18 protein-coding genes and 1 pseudogene are annotated in these 23,549 nt (G+C 53.8%); 9 read left to right on the top strand and 10 right to left on the bottom strand.

Going from position 1 to position 23,549, the window contains the following annotated elements; translation table 11 throughout:
• Positions 1–356 precede the first annotated feature (356 nt).
• Positions 357–1,784 carry an EmmdR/YeeO family multidrug/toxin efflux MATE transporter gene (locus ABD035_RS14175; RefSeq protein WP_425579728.1) on the top strand — a complete coding sequence of 476 codons (1,428 nt, stop codon included), beginning with the start codon at positions 357–359 and terminating at the stop codon, positions 1,782–1,784.
• 178 nt (positions 1,785–1,962) lie between these two features.
• The gene (locus ABD035_RS14170; RefSeq protein WP_343870843.1) at positions 1,963–4,062 is read left to right on the top strand and encodes a putative bifunctional diguanylate cyclase/phosphodiesterase; all 2,100 of its coding nucleotides are present in this window, start codon (positions 1,963–1,965) and stop codon (positions 4,060–4,062) included.
• Between the two features lie 148 nt (positions 4,063–4,210).
• On the opposite strand, the gene yghU is transcribed toward ABD035_RS14170, so the two are convergent.
• Positions 4,211–4,999, bottom strand: coding sequence for a glutathione-dependent disulfide-bond oxidoreductase (yghU, locus tag ABD035_RS14165; RefSeq protein ID WP_343870842.1), 789 nt, complete (start codon positions 4,997–4,999; stop codon positions 4,211–4,213).
• A gap of 352 nt (positions 5,000–5,351) precedes the next feature.
• Between yghU and ABD035_RS14160 the strand changes: the two genes are divergently transcribed.
• Positions 5,352–6,140 (top strand): formate/nitrite transporter family protein, encoded by a 789-nt coding sequence (locus tag ABD035_RS14160; protein WP_212712703.1) that lies wholly within the window; start codon positions 5,352–5,354, stop codon positions 6,138–6,140.
• Positions 6,141–6,196: 56 nt separating this feature from the next.
• On the opposite strand, the gene ABD035_RS14155 is transcribed toward ABD035_RS14160, so the two are convergent.
• Entirely contained in the window at positions 6,197–7,099 is a 903-nt protein-coding gene (locus ABD035_RS14155; protein ID WP_212712704.1) for a LysR family transcriptional regulator, read from the bottom strand.
• Positions 7,100–7,259: 160 nt separating this feature from the next.
• Here ABD035_RS14155 and ABD035_RS14150 point away from each other — a divergent pair, with 160 nt between their 5' ends.
• Positions 7,260–8,117 (top strand): MBL fold metallo-hydrolase, encoded by an 858-nt coding sequence (locus ABD035_RS14150; protein ID WP_343870841.1) that lies wholly within the window; start codon positions 7,260–7,262, stop codon positions 8,115–8,117.
• A gap of 751 nt (positions 8,118–8,868) precedes the next feature.
• The gene (locus ABD035_RS14145; RefSeq protein ID WP_343870840.1) at positions 8,869–10,023 is read left to right on the top strand and encodes a pectate lyase family protein; all 1,155 of its coding nucleotides are present in this window, start codon (positions 8,869–8,871) and stop codon (positions 10,021–10,023) included.
• 919 nt (positions 10,024–10,942) lie between these two features.
• On the opposite strand, the gene ABD035_RS14140 is transcribed toward ABD035_RS14145, so the two are convergent.
• The 3 genes from ABD035_RS14140 to ABD035_RS14130 are packed head-to-tail and all read right to left on the bottom strand — an operon-like array spanning position 10,943 to position 13,173.
• Positions 10,943–11,713, bottom strand: a complete 771-nt coding sequence (locus tag ABD035_RS14140; protein ID WP_212712709.1) for an amino acid ABC transporter substrate-binding protein — start codon at positions 11,711–11,713, stop codon at positions 10,943–10,945.
• 19 nt (positions 11,714–11,732) lie between these two features.
• Positions 11,733–12,497 (bottom strand): amino acid ABC transporter ATP-binding protein, encoded by a 765-nt coding sequence (locus ABD035_RS14135; RefSeq protein WP_212712710.1) that lies wholly within the window; start codon positions 12,495–12,497, stop codon positions 11,733–11,735.
• A 4-nt stretch (positions 12,498–12,501) separates the two neighbouring features.
• Positions 12,502–13,173 carry an amino acid ABC transporter permease gene (locus tag ABD035_RS14130; protein ID WP_025903521.1) on the bottom strand — a complete coding sequence of 224 codons (672 nt, stop codon included), beginning with the start codon at positions 13,171–13,173 and terminating at the stop codon, positions 12,502–12,504.
• Between the two features lie 269 nt (positions 13,174–13,442).
• On the opposite strand from ABD035_RS14130, the gene ABD035_RS14125 reads away from it, so the two are divergent.
• The 3 genes from ABD035_RS14125 (at position 13,443) to ABD035_RS14115 (ending at position 17,343) form a co-directional block, all read left to right on the top strand.
• Positions 13,443–13,826 carry a DUF488 domain-containing protein gene (locus ABD035_RS14125; protein ID WP_212712711.1) on the top strand — a complete coding sequence of 128 codons (384 nt, stop codon included), beginning with the start codon at positions 13,443–13,445 and terminating at the stop codon, positions 13,824–13,826.
• A 474-nt stretch (positions 13,827–14,300) separates the two neighbouring features.
• A complete protein-coding gene (katG, locus tag ABD035_RS14120) occupies positions 14,301–16,472 on the top strand; it encodes a catalase/peroxidase HPI (RefSeq protein WP_425579727.1) in 2,172 nt (723 codons plus the stop codon).
• 253 nt (positions 16,473–16,725) lie between these two features.
• Positions 16,726–17,343: a TetR/AcrR family transcriptional regulator gene (locus ABD035_RS14115; protein ID WP_343870837.1), complete on the top strand. Its 618-nt coding sequence runs from the start codon at positions 16,726–16,728 to the stop codon at positions 17,341–17,343.
• A 489-nt stretch (positions 17,344–17,832) separates the two neighbouring features.
• On the opposite strand, the gene ABD035_RS14110 is transcribed toward ABD035_RS14115, so the two are convergent.
• From ABD035_RS14110 to ABD035_RS14090, 5 genes are all read right to left on the bottom strand, one after another.
• Positions 17,833–18,480 carry a PqiC family protein gene (locus ABD035_RS14110; protein ID WP_343870836.1) on the bottom strand — a complete coding sequence of 216 codons (648 nt, stop codon included), beginning with the start codon at positions 18,478–18,480 and terminating at the stop codon, positions 17,833–17,835.
• Positions 18,477–20,126, bottom strand: a complete 1,650-nt coding sequence (locus ABD035_RS14105; protein ID WP_343870835.1) for a PqiB family protein — start codon at positions 20,124–20,126, stop codon at positions 18,477–18,479. Before ABD035_RS14105 ends, ABD035_RS14110 begins: the two co-directional genes overlap by 4 nt.
• On the bottom strand, positions 20,123–20,740 hold the full coding sequence (locus ABD035_RS14100; RefSeq protein ID WP_343870834.1) for a paraquat-inducible protein A: 618 nt from the start codon (positions 20,738–20,740) through the stop codon (positions 20,123–20,125). Before ABD035_RS14100 ends, ABD035_RS14105 begins: the two co-directional genes overlap by 4 nt.
• Positions 20,733–21,365, bottom strand: a complete 633-nt coding sequence (locus tag ABD035_RS14095; protein ID WP_343870832.1) for a paraquat-inducible protein A — start codon at positions 21,363–21,365, stop codon at positions 20,733–20,735. The genes ABD035_RS14100 and ABD035_RS14095 overlap by 8 nt, the downstream gene beginning before the upstream one ends.
• A 126-nt stretch (positions 21,366–21,491) precedes the next feature.
• Positions 21,492–22,154, bottom strand: a complete 663-nt coding sequence (locus ABD035_RS14090) for a DUF3313 domain-containing protein (RefSeq protein ID WP_343870831.1) — start codon at positions 22,152–22,154, stop codon at positions 21,492–21,494.
• A 428-nt stretch (positions 22,155–22,582) separates the two neighbouring features.
• Between ABD035_RS14090 and ABD035_RS14085 the strand changes: the two are divergent.
• Positions 22,583–22,822 (top strand): annotated as a pseudogene (locus ABD035_RS14085) (hypothetical protein); the annotation flags it as partial.
• Positions 22,823–23,549 lie beyond the last annotated feature (727 nt).

The following is a 23,549-nucleotide window of genomic DNA, read 5'->3' as shown; positions in this document are numbered from 1 at the left end:
AAAGATTAAAAAAGGAGCTTCGGCTCCTTTTTTGTATTGACGGCATCGTGTTTTCAGCATTACCCGACAGGATCGCGCATTTTACGGTAAGTTTCCGGTCTTGCCGTGGCCTGCTCTGGCCGCGCTGACGGAGGGCTTATGAGGTGCTATCTTCCGCTCAGGGACAGAGTTTGTACAATCCATCGGTAGTCTTTTTAGCCCACCGGGTATAAAATTATATCACCGCGCTTTGATCCCGGGCGGTATCCTTTACGGTATGAATAGTGGCCCACAGGTTTCCCTGCGCCGGGAACCACTGATTATTCCTCTCTTTCCTGTTCAGATGATTTGGTATCGCTGTGCGAAATCCTGGCTTAGTGTTAACTGATGCAATAAAAAGAACCCCCTGGTACCCCAGGCGCAGACGTTATACGACCTTGCTGAAAAGGGAGATAGCTCCGCTGGCATTGCCCATCCTGATAGAAAACCTCTGTGTCATGTTAATGGGGGTTCTCAGCACTTTTCTGGTCAGCTGGCTGGGAAAAGCGGCCATGGCCGGGGTAGGGCTGGCGGATAGTTTTAATATGGTGATCGTCTCATTTTTCGCGGCGGTAGACCTGGGGACCACCGTGGTGGTCGCCTTCAGTCTGGCGAAAAGGGACAGTGAGCGAGCCAAAGCCGCAGCCCGTCAGTCGCTGGGACTGATGACGCTTCTTTCCCTGTTGCTGGTGGTGGTCATCGAATTTCGCGGACACGTGATCATCGATATGATAGCCGGCAGCGCAGAACCACAGGTAAAAGCTTTTGCACTCAATTACCTGCAGATTTCAGCCTGCAGTTATCCGGCGGCGGCCATTGCCCTCATCGGCAGTGGCGCACTGCGCGGCGCAGGAAATACCAAAATTCCGATGTTGATTAACGCCGGGATGAATATACTGAATATTGTTATCACCAGTGTGCTCATTTATGGGTGCTTCTCGTGGCATGGCATTGGTTTCTCTGGTGCAGGCTGGGGGCTGACGATTTCCCGCTACCTCGGTGCGCTGGTAGTGATCGTGGTCCTGAGGGGACGTCTGAACGGGGCGCTCACGCTGCCACTGAAAAGTTATTTCCGGCGATGGAATCCGGCGATCCTCAGTGAGGTACTGAGTATCGGTATTCCGGCAAGTATTGAGTCGGTATTGTTTAACGGTGGTAAACTCCTTACTCAGGTGTATGTGGCCGGGATGGGCACCAGTGAAATTGCCGGGAATTTTATCGCATTCTCGATTGCCTCATTAATCAACCTGCCGGGTAATGCTCTCGGTTCGGCGTCCACTATCATTACCGGAACCCGGCTGGGGCGAAATCAGGTCTATCAGGCAACGGTAGAGGTACGTCATGTTTTCTGGCTCGCTACCCTCGGGCTATGCAGTCTGGCGCTGCTTTCTGTGCCACTGGCAGGGGTTCTGGCGCGGTTTTATACCCGGGATCCGGAGGTTATCAGAGTCACGGAACACCTGATTTGGCTGAATGCGGCATTTATGCCGATATGGGCCACCTCCTGGGTGTTACCCGCCAGTTTTAAAGGCGCGCGGGATGCCCGCTTTGCGATGTTCGTCTCGATGTTCAGTATGTGGGGGGCCAGGGTCGTACTGGGTTATCTGCTGGGAATTTATCTGGGCATGGGCGTGACCGGCGTCTGGCTGGGCATGTTTATGGACTGGGCGGTGAGAGGAAGCTGTTTCTGGTGGCGACTGGTCAGCGGTCGCTGGCTGAATAACTACCGCCGTCTTCAGGGAAAATCTGCCCGTCAGGGAAAATGATCCGCAAGGAACGGGAAGAGAAGTCATTGTGTGAAGTTGGGTACAAACGTCGGCTAAATCATTAAGAGTAGTGATATCTTATTCAGGGAAAGTGGTAATGATTGGTTAATCTTATTTTGGGTCATAATGTTGGTCAGGCTAAATGAATAATAAAAAACAACCACTAAAAGAAGAATCAGTGATAACTGATCCCACATCCTCTGCATCGGCGGAGGCATTTCAGATCTTTAAAGAAGTATTTTTCGACAGCCTGCCTTTACCTGCCTGGTGTATCTCTGGCTGCGGGCAGGAAGTCGCGGCCAATCAGCATTGGCATCAAACCATGTCGGTGACCCCGTCGACACCTGAATCACTCTGGGTGCATTGGCTGCACCCGGAGGACCAGGCCCGGGTTCATGAAGCCTGGGGGCAATCCTCAGCGCATTATCAGGTCTTCCACCAGCGGGTCAGGCTGGTCGTCGCGGCAGGGCATTATTGCTGGTTTATTGCCTATGGCTATTTTATCCGCGCACGCAACCTCTGGCTGATCAAATTCATTGATATTGATGAACTGCAGGAGTCCCGCGAGAATATCACGCAGCATCTGCGGATGTATAAAAGCATGCTGGATGCGAGTATTGACTGCATCAAACTGATCAATCTGCAGGGTGAGTTAATCGATATGAATCTGTCCGGGTGCAATGCACTCGGGGTCCCGCCGGATTCCGGCTTCGGCATGGACTGGTTAAATCTGCTGCCTCCCGAAATACGCAAACGTGGCCGTCAGGCCCTGAAACTGGCTAATACCGGCAGGAATGTTCGTTTTTCGGGGAAAAGTCAGCTGGAAAAAAACAAGCCCTTTTACTGGGATAATATTCTGACCCCGTTGCAGGACGCTGAGGGTGGGGTGACCAGTATTCTCTGTGTCTCACGGGATATCACCCGTTTACATCAGGCAGAGCAACGTTTTAAATATATCAGTGAGCATGACGAACTGACCGGACTGCCCAACCGGCGCATGTTTAACACCACACTGAAAAAGTACCTGCGTCAGGCCGGGTATCAGAACCGGTCTCTGGCGCTGTTACTGATAGACCTGGACTATTTTAAACTGGTGAATGATACCCTGGGACACCCGGCAGGCGATTATCTGCTGAAAGTGGTGGCTAACCGGCTGAAAAAATCACTCAGTGGCGATGCCTTTATTGCCCGTATCGGCGGTGATGAATTTGCCGCCGTGTTACCGGGCATTGAAGATACTCAGGCGTTGCTCGGGGCGGGGTATAAACTGATCGCGGATACGGCGATGCCGCTGACGTATCAGGGGCAGACTATCTATATCAGCCTCAGTATGGGCGGTGTTATTTTCCCGCAACAGGCCGCAGACAGCACCGCGATGATCAAAGCCGCAGATATCGCCCTGAACGAGCTGAAGAAGAACGGTCGCGGCGGGGTCCTCTGTTATGACCCGGTGATGTCAGATGCCGTCGATGCCACGCGGGGACAAATGGAACTGGCAAAGCAGTTGATCTCCGATGAAGCCATTTTACCGTTTTATCAGCCGAAGGTCCGGTTAGAGGACGGGAAGATCATCGGGCTGGAAGCGCTGATGCGCTTTTTTAACAGCCAGGGTGAGCTGTGCTTCCCGGGGGATATCTGGTCAGCGTTTGAAAACTACGCGCTGGTGGAACGTATTGGCTATATTATCCGTGACAAAGTGTTTGCTGATATCCGGTGCTGGATAGATAACGCCCTGGAAGTGGTGCCGGTGTCGGTCAACGCTTCTCCGGTGGAGTTTATGCGTGATAACTACGCCGAAAAGGTACTGCAGCAGCTGGAACATTACCGTATCCCGCCGGCACTGCTGGAGATTGAGATCACCGAACATATGTTTGACGGTCGCGGGGCCGGGTATGTGTTCCGTGCACTGAACCTGCTGAAAGCGCAGGGCGTACGGATCTCGCTCGATGACTTTGGTACCGGTTATTCGGCCCTGGCAAATATCCGCGACTACCCTGTGGATGTGATTAAGGTTGACCGGAGTTTTGTCGCCAGCCTGAGTAAAGGTAAAGAGGGACTGGCGGTGATTAAAGCACTCTGGTTGCTGGCGACGGAGCTGGAACTGGATGTGGTCGCGGAAGGTATTGAAGATGCGGGACAACGGGATGCCTTGATCCGCGAGGGTTACCAGCTGGGACAGGGGTTCCTGTTTAGCGTGGCGGTGCCGTCAGAGGTTATCGCGGGCTTCCTGAAAAACCGTCATACCTTTAGCTTGCTGCAGTACCCGGTAAACTCCTGATGTCGTCCCCGCGGGGGAGAGGCACCGACGATGATGAACAGCAACTGGCATGACGGGTGTGAGTGGCCGGTATAGGGAAAGCAGCAGCCTCCCGGGCGCGGGGAGGCTGACCACCGGCCGGGGACAGTCCGGCCTGTACCGAAAGTGATCACATCTTCAGTACGGTTCTTCCTTTTTTAACCGCTTCACGTTGAGCGACTGATTCTGCCCAGCGGTTCAGATGCTTATAAGACGCGGTATCCAGGAACCGGGCTGAGCCTTCATAAATACCTCCCAGAACCAGCACGCCATACCATGGCCAGATGGCCATATCGGCAATCGTATATTCCTCACCGGCGATATAGGTGTGTTTCGCCAGCTGCTTATCCAGCACATCCAGCTGACGCTTGGCTTCCATCGTAAAGCGGTTGATTGGGTATTCCATTTTTTCCGGTGCGTAGGCGAAAAAATGTCCGAAGCCACCGCCCAGGATCGGGGCACTGCCCATTTGCCAGAATAACCAGCACAGGCAGGATGCACGTCCGACAGGGTCGGACGGGATAAAGCGGTTAAATTTTTCGGCCAGATAAAGCAGCATGGCTCCGGATTCGAAAAGATTGACGGGCTCCGGGCCACTCTGATCGACCAGCGCCGGGATCTTCGAGTTAGGGTTAACTTCTACAAAACCGGATCCGAACTGTTCACCCTGCATGATATTTACCAGGTGGGCATCATAACGGGCACCTTCAATACCGAGTTGCAGTAACTCTTCCAGCATCACACTGACTTTTACCCCATTCGGTGTCCCCAGTGAGTAAAGCTGGAAGGGATGCGGACCTGCAGGCAATTCCTGTTGATGACGGGCACCGGATTCAGGGCGATTAATCCCCCCGAATTTACCCCCCAGCGGTTGATCGTTTTTCCAGACTTCAGGCGGGACATAAGAGGACGTACTCATACTATTTTCTGCTCCTTAGGCTGAATGAAGGGCCCTGGTTAACTTGTCATTCTTCTTAAGAATAACACTCCCGGTCGGTGGCAGTTATCTGCATGTGCGGTCATACCGGTGGCTGTTTTTTATGCTAACCGGTTTACTTATCAGCACTATTAACACTCTGCTGTTATGGAGACTTAAATTCAGGACTAATTATTCCCTCGGGTGATAGTTAAAACCTTGTAACCTTTACGTTGGAAAGTGTCGCTAATCGAACTACTATCACTGATGTCAGCACCATTATGACAATCAGGGTCAGGGTTATGACCACCTATTCACTTAAGCCGTTTTGCGGTGTTTACATTACCGGGTCATCATGTCATTCAGCACACCTAATGAAATTGCAGTACAGGCCGTTCAGGCCGGCGTGAAAAAAAGCCATCATTCGATACAGAATCTGTTGATACTGGGTTTTCTGGGCGGTGCCTTTATCGCCATCGGGTTCCTGCTGGACCTGCATGTGACGGCCAGATTACCCGCTGACTGGGGCTCGTTCGGAGGGCTGCTTGGGGCGATGGTTTTCCCGCTTGGATTAATTCTGACCGTGCTTGCCGGTGCAGAATTACTGACCGGGAATATGATGGTGATGACTATCGCGGCATTATCTAAAAAAATTAGTTGGGCTGCTTTGGTACGTAACTGGTTCTGGGTGACGATTGCCAACTTTATCGGCAGCGTGGCGGTCGCCTGGTTTTTCGGGCATCTGCTGGGAATGACTGAAGGGGTGTTTCTGAAAAGTACCCTGGCGATAGCCACTGCGAAAACACAGGCCACCTTCCTGCAGGCATTTGTCTCCGGGATTGGCTGTAACTGGCTGGTGTGTCTGGCGGTCTGGCTGGGAATGGCAGGTAAAGACGCTGCAGGAAAAATCCTGGGTATCTGGTTTCCGGTAATGGCGTTTGTCGCTATTGGTTTTCAGCACGTGGTAGCGAATATGTTTATTATCCCGGCGGCCATTTTTGCAGGGCAGGGGAACTGGGGCGATTATTTCACTAATTTTGTGGCGGTATTTGCCGGTAATGCGGCGGGTGGGGCGATTTTTGTAGCCCTGATTTACTACCGGGCCTATCGTCCGGACCGCCAGACAACGACCGGCGCACTCTGAGGCAGTCCGGTGCCGTTTCCGATAGCGTACAGCGGCAGCCCCCGGCTGCCGCTGTTTCATTGTCCGCCGGAAGTCCTGGCGGACATTTGTAAACTCTGCTGGACCTCATCAAGGAACAGATGCAGTGCGGCAGGCAGTAGCTTTCTCGACAGGTACATGCCATAGATACCCATCGAGGCGGGGGTCAGTTGGGGCAGAACCCGTTCGAGCCGTCCGTTCTCCAGCCAGTTGCTGGCCTCGGTCAGCGGGATCAGCGTTATGCCGCAGCCTGCCAGTGCGGCATCCAGCAGTACCGAAGATATCCCGGCGCTCAGATTACCGTTTACTGCCTGAGACAGGGTTTCTCCTTCAGCCGTGGTGAAAGACCAGCGCTGATCGGCAAAATTGCTGTAGCACAGGCAATTATGTTCTGCCAGTCCGGCCAGGTCTGCCGGCCTGCCGTGGATGGCCAGATATTCCGGTGAAGCGCAGAGCACCGACGCACATTCGCCGATCCGCCTGGCAATTGCGCCAGGTTCAGGGTTATCCGTAATACGGATAGCCACATCAATCCGTTCCCCTACCATACTGACCCTGCGATTATTGATATCCAGCTCGATGCGCAGTTCAGGGTAACGCAGCAGAAACCGTGGCAGCATCGGGCTGATAATATCGGCTGCCGTGTAGTGTGCACAGGCCACCCGCAATATTCCGGAGGGGATCGCCCGTCGTGAAAGCTCACCGATATCGTCCGACAGACGGCTGAGCTGGCGTGTCTTCTGCAGGATACTCTCGCCTGCCGGGGTCAGCGTCAGGTGGCGGGTCGTACGGTGAATTAAGCGGGTACCGGCCCACTGTTCCATGGCTTCCAGATATCGACTGACCATCGGTCGGGACATCTGTAATCCCCGGGAGGCCGCGCTGAGGCTGCCGTACTCGCAGATGGCGATATACACCCGTGCGGCGATAATTCTGTCCACTGGTACCTCATCTGTCCGGATTATGAAACATAGCATCTCTTGTTACGGTAATTTTAACAGTTTATGAAACGGTTAGAATGAAAACCGACAAACCTAAGAATATTTCGCCGGAGGGCGCGATCAAATCCGCCCTGAAACCCACTTTGATGAGAGCACAACTATGAAAGCATCAGCACTGACCCTGGTGATCGGACTGGCAGGGGTCACCACGGCTACCGCTGCACCTTTAGACTTCACCGTATATAACCCCGGCGCAAACGGTATTTTTCCGGTCTCTTCCACACTGGTGACCGGAAAAAAAGACGCGATTCTGTTTGATGCACAATTCAGTGTCAAAGACGGAGAGCAGCTGGTGAAGCTGATCCATAGCAGCGGTAAGAAACTGACGCAAATAGTGATCACCGCCGGTGATCCGGATTACTATTTTGGGCTGGAGCCACTGGTGAAAGCCTTTCCCGGGGTCAGTATTGTCGCGACCCCCCGGGTCGTCAGCCATATTGAGGCGACACAAAAAGCGAAACTGGCCTACTGGGGGCCTAAAATGCAGGACGGAGCTCCGGGGCAGTTATTTACTCCGCAGGTGATCCCGCAGACCCGTTTTACATTTGAAGGTCAGCCGGTAGAGATTCGTGAGGCAGGTTCACAGCAAGCTTACGTCTGGTTCCCGGAAGAAAAAACCCTGCTCGGAGGAACCGCCGTGGATGCAGGGATCCATGTCTGGACCGCAGACACCCAGACCCCGGAAAGCCGGAAAGAGTGGCGGGATACCCTGAAACAGATGCTGGCATTACACCCGCGACGGGTGATCCCGGGCCATTATCTGGGCGAGGCACTGCCAGGTGATCAGGCAGTGAGTTTTACACTGAGATACCTGGAAGACTTCGAACGTGCGTTACAGCTGCATCATGACGCAGCGACCCTGACCCGGGTGATGGAGAAAGCCTGGCCGAATCTGGGGGATGTGAGTTCACTGGAACTCAGTGCCAAAGTGAATACCGGTGAAATGAAATGGCAGTAGTCCCTGCCGCCAATCGCTGACGACGGGCTGTCTTATCGGGCGTTACAGGCGCCGGCCGGGGGCCGGGGAGACGTCTCTCCCGGCCCTCGTCTGATCACTGCCGGCAAATTCACCGAAGAAACCGGCTATCCGGCCGTCTCTTTACCGGCAGAGGTCTGCGCCGGCCCCGGAGGGAGAGTTCTGCCCGGCCGGTAACAGAAGATGGCGCTGTGCAATGGACTGTGCTCCGGCCTGAACCGGCAAGTGATTTACAGCTGACGCTAAGTCACTCCGCTTTCTGCTTCCGCTATATAGCCGGGCCTCAGAGTTCCGCTACATGTGCTGATGTGCTGATGTACTGATGTACTGATGTACTGATGTACTGATGTACTGATGTACTGATGTACTGATGTACTGATGTACTGATGTACTGATGTACTGATGTACTGATGTACTGATGTACTGATGTACTGATGTACTGATGTACTTCGGTCTTTGAGTCTTTCCTTTTTTTAGCTATCCCGACAGAACCTTAATGATGCAAAGAATCTTCGGCCCGATCGGCCTGACAGACCGGCGTCTGAAACGTTCGGGACTACGCTATCTTCCCCGGAAAATCCGTTATTTTTGCCTCTGAAACAGTGGCTGGAATACCAATTGTTGTATCCTTCAGCCGACAACCTCAATCGCGGGCAGTGATGCGCTATAAGTGCAATATTACGTTTGTCGATAAGACACAACTTAACTTATAACAATCACTAAGAAGGTTATTATGAAAACAAAATTACGGATGGTACAGGCTTCACTACTGGCAGCATTAAGTCTTAGTGGATTTGCGTGTTCGGCGGCAGATACCGGCGGATTCTCAAACACAACCGGCGGCGATAGCTATACAGCAGTCACCGTGACTAACCTCAGTCAGCTGGAAAGCGCGGTAAGAAGTGGTCAGCATCATATTATCGTTAGCGGCACCCTCTACGGAGGTGCAGGATTAACCACCCTGACTTTCTCGTCAGCCAGCAATAACAACACGACCATTGAGGGGGCCGCGGGGGGCAAAGCGGTACTGGAGAATATCCAGCTAAAGTTTGACGGTGAACTGCTGGCCAGCGGCACAAATATCCAGAACATTAAGGTATCTAACCTGACGTTCTTCGGGAAAATATCAGATTTACAGGCAATGCCTCAGCAGGTTTACGGCTCTTCTGACAGCACTAAAAAAGTCGGGATCAATTACGAAGGCATCTCTTTACGCCGGGTCACCAATGCCCTGATCACCCACTGCGCCATTTATGACACCAGTGATGATCTGATGAGTGTGGCACTGAGTTCAGATAATGTGACCTTGTCGTATAACCATCTCTACTTCAGTGACAGCTGGGTCAATATGAGTCCGGATCCGGTCTGGAACTGGGTGGGATATAATACGGATCTCGCCGGTGAGCGTCTGGCGATGGTCGTGGGGGCTAATACCTCTGACTCCTGGCAGGGGACAGGGAAATTGCACGTGACCTTACACCATAACTGGATTGGTCCGAACGTGCGGGGACGTCCGTTATTCCGTGGCTGGATCCATGCGTACAGTAACTATTTTGATAATAGCGAAACTTACTCAGGCACGGATTACAATACCGCAACAGACGGCAATAAATATCCGAAACAACAATATGAAGCACTGCAGCTGGTGAACGGCAGCGTGGTATATTCCGAATCAAACTACTTCCTGAAGACGAATAATACTAATACGCTGACTAACGACGGCAGCAGCTATACCGATGCGTTTTACGAGAAGAATAATACCTACAGCGGAACCACTGGTACGTCGGCCACCGGCACCACGTTCAGCTCTCCGGTCAGTTATTCTTACTCTGTCACTGCCAGTGCCAGTGTACCGGCCTATGTGATGGCAAACGCCGGTCCGAAATGATTTGGCAACCGCCTTAACTGAACGGTTCTCAGATCCGGCCAGCCGGCCGGGTCTTCTTTTTTATAAGAGGCCTGATGACTGACGTGGCTGACCCAACGAGCCGCATAGGTTTGCAGACCGGACAGAGTGTACAGATAACCGGTACCGACGGTTCAGCAGATCTTTACCCGGCTGAGCGCAGAGTCAGTTCTTTCTGTCGGGGGAGTAAAGGTTATTTTTATCCCTGCTGTGGCTGCCAGTCACCTGCGTAAAGTCGTTTGCGGGCTGAACTAAAGGTTTTGTCCGGGCTTTCAGCATTTTTTATCACGAATACTGTACGACACGGTTTCCGTACCCGAACACTCTGCGAATTCTACCCTTTTTTCAATTTCTGCAAAATGAGTTCAATAATAGCAATGGGGATAGCCAGAACCAGAGCAGGGACGGCGAGCCCTCTTTTCCAATGTATATAGAATTGGCAGGAGATGAGCTGAATCTTTCGGCAAAGCTGAAGGAGAATGGGAATAAAAATGAAGATATGAGTCCAGATAAAGCCATGCAGACGTCAATCTTATCCAAGGGATGAGGGGAGCCCAAATAACCAGATGTTAGTACTACGACATAAAAAAAGCAGTGAAAACTTTCCGGACAGTTTTTTGTATCGAGTCCCCATCACAACCCTCTGGATGTATATAAAGTTTTATTACGAGCATATCAATTAATGATACGTATTTATATTCAATAAACAGAGCTACCAGGCCTCTGCCGACAAGCTTGCGGGCCGAGGGAAGCTGAACCTCTCTGGCAACCCGTACCTAAGATATACGACGTGATCATAACCGGCGTTAACGGTAAGACGTAAACCGGCCATAAGTCGTCTGGCTCTGTATAAAAAAATACCCCCGGCCGGGCCGGGGGTCACTGACGAAGCGATTGGCGATTAGTGAGAAACGTCTTCGCCGAAGTATTTTTCAGAGATCTTCTGGTAAGTCCCGTCTTTTTTCATATCGGTCAGAGCATCGTTGATGGCACCCTGCAGAGACGATTCGCCTTTTCTCATCAGAACACCGGATGCACTGGCATTGTCTTCTGAAGCAACGATCTTAACCGGCGCATCAGGACGGTGTTTTTTGAAGTCCAGGAATGACAGCTTATCATTCAGAGTGGCATCTGCACGGCCCTGAACCACCAGATCGATAGACTGGTTAAACCCATCGGTACTGACCAGGTTAGCCCCTGCATTACGGGCCAGCTGGGCATAGTTACTGGTCAGCGACTGGGCAGCATTTTTCCCTTTCAGATCGGCGAAACTGTGAATGCTGTCGTTGCTGTTTTTCACAATCACCACGGCCTTGGAGGCGATATAAGGCTGTGAGAAATCATATTTTTTCTCACGGGCCGGGGTGATCCCCACTTCATTAATGACCACGTCATAACGTTTTGCATCCAGACCGGCGATCAGGCCGTCCCATTTGCTTTCTACAAAGACCGGTTTAACATGCAGTTTTTGTGCGATGGCACGGCCGATCTCCACGTCAAATCCGGTCAGGTCACCGGAGATCGTATGGAAAGTGAAAGGCGCGTAGGTCCCTTCGGTACCGATGGTCAGCTCACCGGCTGAGCGGACTTTTGCCAGAGAATCATCTGCCAGCGCTGAGTGAGCAACACCCAGAGATAACAGGGCTGAGAGTAATAGTGTTGTTTTTTTCATTAATTGCTCCTAAGTAATATCAGTCCCGGCCAACGGCAGAGAGGCCGCCGGTCAGTGTGGCAATGTATTGGGCAGTCCTGGCTTTCTGCGGGTGCCTGAACAGCTGTGCGGAATCTCCGGTTTCAATGATTTCACCGGCTTCCAGAAAAATAGTGTGGCTCGCCACCGAGGCGGCCAGCCGCAGATCATGGGTTGCCATCAGCATGGTAGTCCCTTCTTCTGCCAGCTGTTTCAGCACGGCCACCACTTCTGCGGACAGCTCCGGGTCCAGTGCGGATGTCGGTTCATCACAAAGCAGCACTTTCGGGGAAGGGGCCAGGGCTCTGGCAATGGCCACCCGTTGCTGTTGCCCGCCGGAGAGTGTCGCCGGCATCACATCACGTTTATGCAGCAGGCCTACTTTTTCCAGCAAGGTTTCGGCGCGGGCGATAGCGTCGCCTTTACTCCATTTGTGCACGACCAGCAGACCTTCGGTGATGTTTTCCAGTACCGTTTTATGCGGAAACAGAGAGAAGTTCTGAAATACCATGCCGGTCTGGCGGCTGATGCGCTGGATGTCCCGGGTACGCAGCGCTTTTCCGTTAAAAGTCAGGGTTTCCTGATCGAGCGTGATACTCCCGGACTGCGGTGTTTCCAGAAGATTCAGGCAACGCAATAAAGTACTTTTCCCGCTGCCGGAAGGGCCGATCAGCGCGGTGACTGAGCCTTTAGGCAGTTGCAGCGAGATATCCTTCAGCACATGGTTGTCCTGAAAATATTTGTTAATCCCGTTTAATGAAATCATCGGCTTACGACTCCGCTTTCTCTTCGCGGGAGAAATGAATCTCCAGTTTGTTCTGCAACGCAGAAAGAATTGTGCTGAAGAACAGATAAATCAGTGCCGCTTCGGTATAGAGGATCAGCGGCTGATACGTCACGGCGGCTATACGTTGTGCGGCCAGGAACATTTCCGGTACCGTGATCACCGACGCCAGTGAGGTATCTTTCACTAAGGAGATAAAGGTGTTTGATAACGGCGGAACCGCAATTCTCGCCGCCTGTGGCAGAATGATGCGGCTGAGTGCCTGTCGCCAGCTCATTCCGATGGAATGTGCGGCTTCCCACTGGCTGACCGGTACCGATTTAATGGTGGCACGAATAATTTCAGACGAGTAGGCGCCGATGTTTAAGGTAAAGCCAATCACCGCCGCAGGGAAGGCAGAAATAGTGATCCCTGCACTCGGCAGCGCATAGAAAATCAGGAATAACTGGACCAGCAGGGGAGTACCCCGTAACAGCCAGACGTAGAAACGGGCGAAGATCTTTAACGGTTTAGGTCCGTACAGACGGATCAGCGCGACAATAAAGCCCAGAGAAAGTCCCAGAACAAATGACAATAACGTCAAAGGGATTGTGAAAGTCAATCCGGCGTGCAACATCGGCCAGAATGATTCAGCGGCAAGAGATAACCATGCTGGCACAGTACACCTTCCAAAGAAAAAGAGAAAAAAAACAGGCCAGCCCGCAAGGCTGACCGCTTTGACTATTTTAGGCAGTAATCGGCGGCAGGGAAATAATAATTGAGTATATCTTTAGAGAGATATTTAACCGTAATGGCTTTTTGACCCCTTAGTGGCAGTGGTTGGCGGAATTCTGAGCGAAAATTTATGCTGAAGGGGGGATACTGACAAGCCGGGTGAAGCTGAAAGTAAAGGCGGACTCAGTTTTCCGCGTAAGTGAGGTCAGACAAATGATGACGTTTAAACGGGTGTACGACCCGGCAACCGGACAGGATGGCTGGCGGGTGCTGGCTGATCGCCTATGGCCCCGTGGGATCAGTAAATCTTCGCTGCAAATGGATGAGTGGTGCCCTGAGATTACCCCCTCCGCAGAACTGCGCAAGGCCTATCATCATCAGCAGATTGACTTTCAGACCTTTGGTAAACGCTACCTGGCAGAACTGACGCATGCAGAGGCTGAGGTTTGCCTGCGACGACTGGCACGGAAAGCCAGCAGCGGCCATCTGACGCTACTGAGTGCGGTGAAATCACCGCAGACCAGTCATATTTCCTGGCTGGTTCATGCGCTGGAGCAACATATTCGCCTGCTGAACGATGGCCTGACAGAGCCATAGTCCCGTCGTATCCGGCACGGATAACGCGGGTGGCTTAACCGGGCATTTTTTCTTTTTTGCCGCCAGTGGTTTGCTGCCGCGTGATTGCCTGGCCGCGCCATCGCGGGTATCGTGACGGAAAACATGGCTTAACCGGCCATATTCTTTCTTTATGCCGTCAGTGTTTGTTGCCAGGGAATGCGCTTAGCGCCTGCTCAGAGAGACAGTGGTTCGCTGTCGTTAGCATGCCATTCGGGGTGCGTTATTCCTGCATACACTGAATTTTCGATAGTCAGCCTGCGGTAACACCCGTCCCTCCGCCACGCAGGGGTTATCTCTTTTTTAGGTTGTCTGCTGACCTTGCCGTGAAGTGAATTTGCGCTAACTTCGTCAAAAACCAAAGGAAATAGCTATCAAATACATCGGTCCAGACAGGTTGGTGTCAGGTGCCCCGCCGTATAAAGTGGCGTCAACCATTAAGACCGGAGTATGACCATGAGCGATACTAACCCTCCTGCAGAGAGTGCAGGTAAATGTCCTTTTCATGCCGCTGTCACACCTCAGGTTACAGGCGGCGGTACCCGTCCGCGGGACTGGTGGCCTGACCAGTTACGGGTTGACCTGTTAAACCAGCATTCACGTCGTTCAAATCCGTTGGATGAAGATTTCGATTACCGGCAGGCCTTTGCCAGCCTCGACTATTATGCACTGAAAGCAGATCTGCATAAGTTACTGACAGAATCGCAAGCCTGGTGGCCGGCAGACTGGGGAAGCTATATCGGGTTATTTATCCGTATGGCCTGGCACAGTGCCGGCACTTATCGCTCTGCGGATGGCCGGGGCGGTTCCGGGCGGGGGCAGCAGCGCTTTGCCCCGCTGAATGCCTGGCCGGATAATGTCAGCCTGGATAAAGCCCGCCGTTTGTTGTGGCCGGTGAAGCAGAAGTACGGGCAGAAAATATCCTGGGCAGATCTCTATATTCTGGCCGGGAATGTGGCGCTGGAAAACGCCGGTTTCCGTACCTTCGGATTTGGCGGCGGCCGTGAAGATGTGTGGGAGCCGGACCTGGATGTGAACTGGGGGAGCGAAGACACCTGGCTTGCACATCGTCATCCGGAGGCACTGGCGGGATCGCCGCTGGGGGCGACCGAGATGGGGCTGATTTACGTGAACCCGGAAGGCCCTGAACACAGCGGCGACCCCGCTTCTGCCGCACCGGCTATCCGCGCCGCATTCGGCAATATGGGGATGGACGATGAAGAAACCGTCGCACTTATTGCCGGGGGCCACACTCTGGGCAAAACACACGGAGCCGCCTCAGCCAGCCATGTCGGTGCAGATCCTGAGGCAGCCCCGCTGGAAGCTCAGGGTCTGGGGTGGGCGAGCAGCTACGGCAACGGGGCAGGGGCTGACGCTATCACGTCCGGACTGGAGGTTATCTGGTCACAAACGCCCACCCGCTGGAGCCACTACTTTTTCACTAACCTGTTCGGCTATGAATGGGTTCGTACCCACAGCCCGGCAGGAGCCATCCAGTATGAAGCCGTCGACGCCGGTGAGATTATCCCTGACCCGTTCGACGCTTCGGTGAGCCGGAAACCGACGATGCTGGTGACCGATCTGACATTACGCTATGACCCTGAGTTTGAGAAAATATCCCGGCGTTTCTATCGTGATCCACAGGCATTTAATGAAGCTTTCGCCCGGGCCTGGTACAAACTGACTCACCGTGATATGGGACCCAAAGCCCGCTATCTGGGGCCGGAAGTCGCAAAAGACGATCTCATCTGGCAGGATCCGTTGCCGGCACCGGTTTTCCACCCTTCAGCCGCAGAGATTGCCGTACTGAAACAGGCCATTGCCACCTGTGGACTGAGCAACGGCGAACTGGTCTCAGTAGCCTGGGCATCGGCATCGACTTTCCGGGGGGGCGATAAACGTGGCGGGGCAAACGGGGCACGTCTGGCGCTGCAACCACAGCGTTCCTGGGAGGTCAATGTCACAGCCACCCGGGTATTGCCGGTCCTGGAAGCCCTACGGCAATCCTGTGGTGGCGTCTCCCTGGCAGATACGATTGTGCTTGCCGGCGGCGTGGGGATAGAAAAAGCCGCCGAAGCGGCCGGTATCAAGGCAGAGGTGCCTTTCACCCCCGGCCGTGTCGATGCGCATCAGGATCAGACGGATATTGAATCTTTTGCTCTGCTTGAACCGTTAGCCGATGGTTTCCGTAATTACCGTGGTGCCGGGAAAGGGCCCTCCACGGAAAGCCTGCTGATCGATAAAGCGCAGCAACTGACACTTACCGTGCCGGAACTGACCGTGCTGGTGGGGGGGATGCGTGTCCTGGGAGCCAGCTATGATGGCGGACAACAAGGCGTTTTCACGGAACATACCGGCCAGCTGACCACGGATTTCTTTGTTAATCTGCTGGATATGCGGACTGAATGGAAGGCCACCGACCCGTCTGGCGAACATTTTGCAGGGCGCGACCGTCTGAGCGGGCAGGTGAAATACACGGCCACCCGCGCGGATCTGGTGTTTGGTTCGAATGCCGTATTACGCGCCAGTGCGGAAGTCTATGCCAGCGATGATGCACGTGAGAAATTTGTCAGGGACTTTATTGCCGCATGGACCAAAGTCATGGAGCTGGATCGGTTTGACGGCTGATCCTCATTCCGCTAAATAGGTCATCACCGGGTCTGACCGGCTCTGCTTCTGCTGAGTAGTCAGACCCGAAACGGCCGGCCTGGCCGTGTTCAGCAGCACTCTGCTGCTGTTTCCTGCCTGCGATCTCATCTCTGTGCCGGTTCACCGGCAGTTCAGCCTTTGTCATGTTTATTCACAGAAAAAAAAGCATATCTCCGGCCGGCAAGGTACAATACTAAACTGATCCGTTCGGTTATTAATTGCAGGGAGCCAGATGAGAACATTATCAGAAGAACGCAGAGATGCCATTATCGACGCCGGGCTGGCACTGTTCCAGGAAATGGGCTACGAACGTACCTCCATGAACGAAGTGGCGAAACGGGTCGGTGGTTCGAAGGCCACACTGTATAACTACTTCTCGTCCAAAGAAGAACTGTTTGAGACCGTCGTCCGCCGTTACAGCACACTGTTTCTGACGGAAGCGGCCGCAGAGTTGCGGGACAGCGGGCCTCTGCCATTGTCGCTGGAAGAGAAACTGACGCGCTTTGGTGAAAAGATGTTGTCGGTGCTGACCAGCGAAAACCAGGCAATGCAGATTTACCGTTGTGTTATTTCTGAAGCAGGGCGTTCGGATATCGGCCGGCTTTTCTTCGAATCCGGGCCGAAAGAGAGTATGGAAAAACTGGGTGAGCTGTTTGCCGGGGCGATGAATAACGGTGAGCTGGCTCCGGCCAATCCGATGCTGCGGGCCTCTCAGTTCACATCGCTGATTAAGGCCGAAACCGAAGTCATGATGTTCAGCCGTGAATTGCCCCGCTGCACTGACGAGCAGATCCGGCAGATGGTAAAGAACGGCGTCAGCCTGTTTATGAAAGGTGCAGCCGCACACTGATGCCGGTTACTGCGATCCTCATTGCGCTACCCGCAGGCAGTGAGGATCGCCAGCCATTACCGCGACGACCCAAACAGTAAAAGATACATTTACCTGCGCTGTACGGCGACCTATAAGCCTTTGTCTGCCATCGGACGGAAGCTGTTCGCGTTAGCGCGGGTATTCCCCGTCACCGGGCATTGAGGGTAGCCAGGCCTGCTGCGACGGAACGGCAGGGTAAAAGATACATCTACCCGCGCTGTACGGCGACCTGTAAGCCTTTGTCTGGCATTGGCCGGAACCTGTTCGCGTTAGCTCAGGTATTCCCCGTCACCGGGCATTGAGGGTAGCCAGGCCTGCCGCCACGAAACGGCAGGGTAAAAGATAAATTCATCCGCGCACATCTGTTACCGCCAGGTCAGTCACGGCATCGGCCGGAGGCCGCCCGCTATCCTGTGGTACAGATAAGCCGGTCGCACCGGGAACCGTACTTTAGCGCGATTAAGCGTACTACCGTTCCGGTAAGGCGGGATACCCTCTGGTGGCTTCAGTGAAAGCACCACCGGGGCTGCCGCCAGGGCAGTGCCTCACGGGAGCAGGGGTATTCGCGGTATCGGCTATCTGGCGGGCCAGTTGCGATATCAGTTGCTGCCATGCCAGGAACAGAGGTTCAATTCCGCCCTGTACAGGCAGGGTTAACGAGCGATGGCAGCTCAGACGTTCACGATCAGCCCCTTCGCGGGTCAGAAGTTGCCAGTCGGCTTCCAGAGAGACATTCTGTCCCGGTCTTGCATCAAACCGCCTCACCTGCAGCCATAATCGTTGGGCTGGTAACGCCGCCTTTGCCGGGTTCACGGAGACCGGCGCCTGTAACCGGGTTTCCAGTGCCTCCCGGATTTCATCACTTAACGGGCTGAGCCACTGATCGTCGTTCAGGATATAAACGCGGTCTGTGCCTTCACGGACGATGATCTGCGACCGGTCCAGCGATACCGGAACCCCGACCGGCAGAATTTCCAGCGGGGCCAGTAACGACGGTACCGCCGGATGATCGGCCGCCCCCGGGCCGGTAAGCGTATGGTATCGGATGGCCGGTGAAGCGCAGCTGCAAAGCAGACAAAAAATTATCAGCCCCGCAATATGCCGGATATAACTCATGGATCATTCTCCTTTCTGCCATGTGATGTCGCGGACGGAATTTCAGGGGTAATCTCTTCCTGACGCCCTTTCAGTAGCGCCGCTGGTGATCGGCTTAACTGGTCGGTAAACAGGCGTACAGCACGCAAGGTGCCATTGGCCTGCTGTAGTGTTTGCAGCAAACTGACCATCACCGGGGAGTCATCGGCGAGTAAATCCCCGACAGTTTTTGTCGTTTTCAGGGCCTGGCCCGTCAGTGTATTCACCGACGGTAATGTCTGTGAGTTAACCAGTGTTAAGGTCCGGTCCAGGCCTGCCAGCGTCCCGTCAAGATGTCTGCCGATGGAGACCAGCGGCATCTGATTAACCCTGGTCACAATGCCGGCAATCTGCTCCTGTATTTTATCCAGTCCGCCATTGATCGTCGGCAGTTCTATCGGCCTCGCCTGCAGGTTGAAAGGGACCCGGGGGGCATCGGCGATAAAATCCAGCGAAATATAAAGTTGTCCGGTCAGCAAATTACCCGGGACGGCCCGCGCACGTAAACCGTTCGCCACCAGTTCACGGGTAAAAAGCGCGGCATCGCTTTGTAAATCGTCTGAGGTGCGGCCCGGTAACCGGGATAAGACATGGCCCAGACGTGACGGATACACATCAATATTCACCAGGGTCGGAAAGCGGTAACCTGTCGGGTTATAGTCCAGTTCCAGCGAACTGACACGGCCAATTTGTACGCTGGAAAATTCTACCGGTGCACCGACCGTCAGGCCGCGTAACGACTGATTAAAACGTAACCGGAAGCGGATCGCCGGGCCGTCCGGTGAGGCCATTGCCGCATCCTGATCCGCCGCCAGGACATAGTGAGTTGCTGGCGCAGTTTGCGCTCCTTCGGGGGCAGGCGGGGGATTTGCAAAGGCGATCCCTCCTGCCATAATCGCCGCGACGGTCTCTGTTTTCAGCCGGAAGCCGTTCGCGCCAACCGACAGGTCGAGTCCGCTGACATTCCAGAATCGGGTGTCCGGGGTCAGCAGATGATCATAAGGTGCATCCACGAAAGCGGTCAGCGTAATACCACTGCCATCTTCTTTCAGATGATAAGAGGCAATCCGGCCAACCTGAATGCGGCGGAAGTACACCGGCGAGCCGATATCCAGCGATCCCAGGTCCTGAGCATCGATGAGTATCTGGCTGCCCGGGGTGTCATGGATCACCGCCGGGGGAGTTTCAAGACCGGTAAAACGGATCGCTGGCTGCGGGTGGTAGCCTTTATCGGCTTCGATATAGGCTCCGGAAATCAGGGTATCTATCCCGCTGACTCCATTCATATCAATGCGCGGCCGCACCACCCAGAACCGGCTATCGGTACGGAGAATATTTTCGGCATTTTTATCGATACGGACGCTGACCAGCACCGAGGCATCATCTTTGCTCAGGGTGATATTCTGTACCACGCCGATGGTGACATCCTTATATTTTACCGGGGTCTGACCGGCCGCCAACCCGGCCGCACTGTGAAACGTAATTGTAATTTCCGGACCGGTATCCAGTTGCGCGCGGATAAGCGTAAACAGTCCCCAGACCAGCGCCAGTACCGGCAACAGCCAGATCAGGCGATGCCATCGGTTTTGCGGCAAAACATGCGGTACGGCAGGAGGCACGTATTTCATTGAGTTGTTCTCCACAGCGTACGCGGGTTAAAGCAGAGCGCGGAACAAAGCGTCAGGACCACCACCAGACCGAAAAACAGGATCCCGGCCCGGGGTTCAGCCTCTGCCAGTCCGTTAAAACGCACCAGACCGCAGACGACGGCAACCACCACCACATCCAGCATTGACCAGTAACCAATCCACTCTATCGCCCGGTAAAGACGGGTACGTCTGAGCCTTTGCTGTTCATTCAGTTGCCGGACATTCAGCAGTAGCCGGATCATCACCAAAAATTTCAGGCAGGGGATCAGGACACTGGCAATGAAGATAATGGCGGCAATCGCACAGGAGCCGCTGTGCCAGAAGTCGGCGACGCCCTGCAGGATAGTGCTTTCACTGCGCCGGCCAAACAGGGTAGTACTCATCACCGGCAGAAGATTGGCCGGAAGATAGCAGAGCATGGCGGTGATCAGGCAGGCCAGGGAGGGGCTCAGGCGATGATGTGGCTGAGTGACCAGGCTGTTACAGCGTACACAGCGCACAACAGCGCCATCTTCCGGCTGCAGCCGAAATGCCAGACCGCATTCGGAGCAGCTGCAGACCGTCAGCTGACGGGAAAAAGAGATATTATTCATGATGAGTATGTACCTTGCGGCGGCGGGCAGGAAGCAGCGACCACAGAGGCTGCAGGTCATAGCCGTTAATAATGATCAGTAAAATCACAGAGGCCACCAGTGCCCAGCTGCCGGGGCCTGGCGAAACATCGAGAAAAGAAGAGAGCTTCACCGCCGCCACCAGAAACCCTGAAACGATCACTTCCGCCATACTCCAGGGATGCAAACGCGCCAGTATTTTCATCGCGGCCACAAATCCGGGGGCCGGCCGCCGGAAACCGGCAAACAGCAGTACCCAGCCGGTGAGCAGGATCTGTAGTAAAGGCACGCCGATCAGCAGGACTGCGGTCAGGAGTCCGGTGAGTACCGGAAAGCTCCCCGTGATCGCCAGAATGCCTTGTAACAGCGTGACACTGCGGGTCAGCCCGTGAGCCGTCACGGTCATCACCGGCAGCAGGTTTGCCATCAGGAAGGTGACCAGCGCTGCAAAGCAGAAAGGCAGCAGATCCTGCCAGGCAAAAGCACTCTTCCGGTAAAGGACGGTTGCGCATCGCCGGCATTGCAGGCTGGCTTGCCGGTCAGAAAGCCGGTAACGGTAAACGCTTTCGCAACAGGGACAGACGATGAGATGCGGGTAAATTTTCATAGTAACTCTGAGAGGCCTGAAACGGCCGGGGCGGCGATATCCGGTATCCCCGGAATACATTGCCCTCAGGTCCGTGCTGTCAGTGGGATATCCGGTGCCGAGGTCTGCCCCCGGCACCGGAAAGTCTTATTTCAGTAATTCAAGCAACTGATCGGCACCTTTATCGACGCCGGTTTCTGCGGCACTCATCGAACCGAAGGTGGCACCGATATTCATGGCATTCGGATACTGATGGGTAATATAGGATTCAAGCAGCTGATTTGTGCTGGCATCATAGATCTCAGCGGCGTAATTCACGGATCCGCTAAACATTCCCTGGCCACCACGAATAGACTGCACGATATTGTAGGGGCCGCCGGCCAGATCAAACTTAGTGACGGTGCCGACGACCTGCGTGGTTGTCGCAGCCCCGGTCAGCGTCAGTTTCAGACGCAGAGTACCGGGAGTGACCCCGGTGGTTTCGACAAACCTTTCGCGCAGCGTTTCTGCAAATTTATTCTGCATATAGCGGGCGAGTTCCTGACGATCGGACTGTGGCAGGTCACCGAACTGGTTATCCGATCCCTGGTAGACGGTGACCGGATCAATAATGATATTACGGTATTTTTTCCAGTCAGTGCGGGTCACAAAACGGTACGGAATTTTGTCTGCTTCTTTGCCGGTATTCACGGTCATCTGTGATGCCGAACTTACCCCGGCATAGCGCGGTGGTGGGTCACCGGCACAGCCGGCCAGTACAACAGCCACCAGTAATATCATCGATCGTGAAGCCCGCGGTGATGTCATCATAGTTAAATATCCTGTAATTATTTGCCAGAGGTATGGATGAGTTATTGTGTCTGTAGTGACTTTCTGTCCCTGTGATTAGGGGCGAAACCCGATCCCGCAATAACTGTACAGTCTAGTTTTGCATTGGCGGCGGAAAACTGTCAATCGTGTTTCCGGATGTGTCCTCTTAAAGGAAATCAGAGGCCTTTGATGGGTGATGGTGTTTTAATTGATGTTTATCATTGTGTTAATTAATTTTTCTTGTCAGTAAGTCGGGAGGGACGCAGAGATAATGTAATGATTATGTAAGTCCGGACAGCAGGAAAGTGCGGGGGCGTATGTAATTTCAGATAAATAAACCAGGGTGTACAGTTTTGTTTTTGGGGTGTTGTCAGGGAGGCCCATTTTTTACGAACCGGGTATCCCGGTCCGGATGCTGTTCAGGGGATATTCAGCAACAGACTGCCGTAGCCTGTTTATTTATCCATGATCTGCAGGTAGTCCGGGAAATTGCCGATGAAGTTGCGGTGCTGTTTCAGGGCGAAGTCATCCATCAGGGGCCGGTGAGGGAGGCGTTACAGGAACCTTTGGATAACTCTGCCCGGCGGTTATTGCATTCAGTCCCGGAAATGCGCAGAGGCTGGCTGGAGGAACAACACCCACTGATCGGAAGTGATACACCCGCGTAGCCAGCCGGTGAAGCAGAACACGCCTGCCGGAACCGGCAGGCAGCGCCTTGCGGATAAATTCCGGATAAAAAAACTCCGCCTGAATGACCTGCACTGAAGGCTGTTCCGGGACTGAAAGCCACGAAAGTTACATAAGGTTACTGACTCTGTCCTTCACAGCCTTTTCATAATGCTTTATTTTCTTTTAACTGTCTGATGACGGGATATTCGCTCAGTTTCCCGTTGTCTGGATAAAAATACACCCGGCATTCCGGGAATATCACAAAAAGGGCTTACTGCCTGTAGCGAAGAAGCGTTCGCCTTCACCGGTTTTCCGGCAGACTGATTTGCGCCGGTACGGCGACGGATTCAGATGACCCGAGACAGCCTGTTTACCGGCCATCCCGGTGCCTGGTATTTTATACGTTATGCCTGCCCGTCTCAGGGGACGGGAAAGCAGAGACCGGTATCGGGATGAGACCGGCGGCCTGTTGCAGACAATATCTGACTGCAACAGAGGATAACGGAGCCCGCAGTCGTTTGCCGTGTTACCGGTGATCACAGACAAACCGGCAAAGTCGCCTGCCCGATCCCATAAATTCTGTTTATGTACTCTCACAGACAATTGCACTGATGGCTGAAGTAAGTTCTTACGATAACTTCCGGGCCTCAGTCCCGGATAACCGGCTATCAGCCAACACTGGCGGCGTCTGAGTTTCGTCTCAGCCGGATGTCGTAGTCAGAGTCA

Source organism: Tatumella terrea, assembly GCF_039523755.1.
GTDB lineage: Bacteria > Pseudomonadota > Gammaproteobacteria > Enterobacterales > Enterobacteriaceae > Tatumella > Tatumella terrea.
The sequence above is the reverse complement of the archived record's forward strand: the minus strand, read 5'-3'. Positions and strand labels throughout refer to the sequence as shown.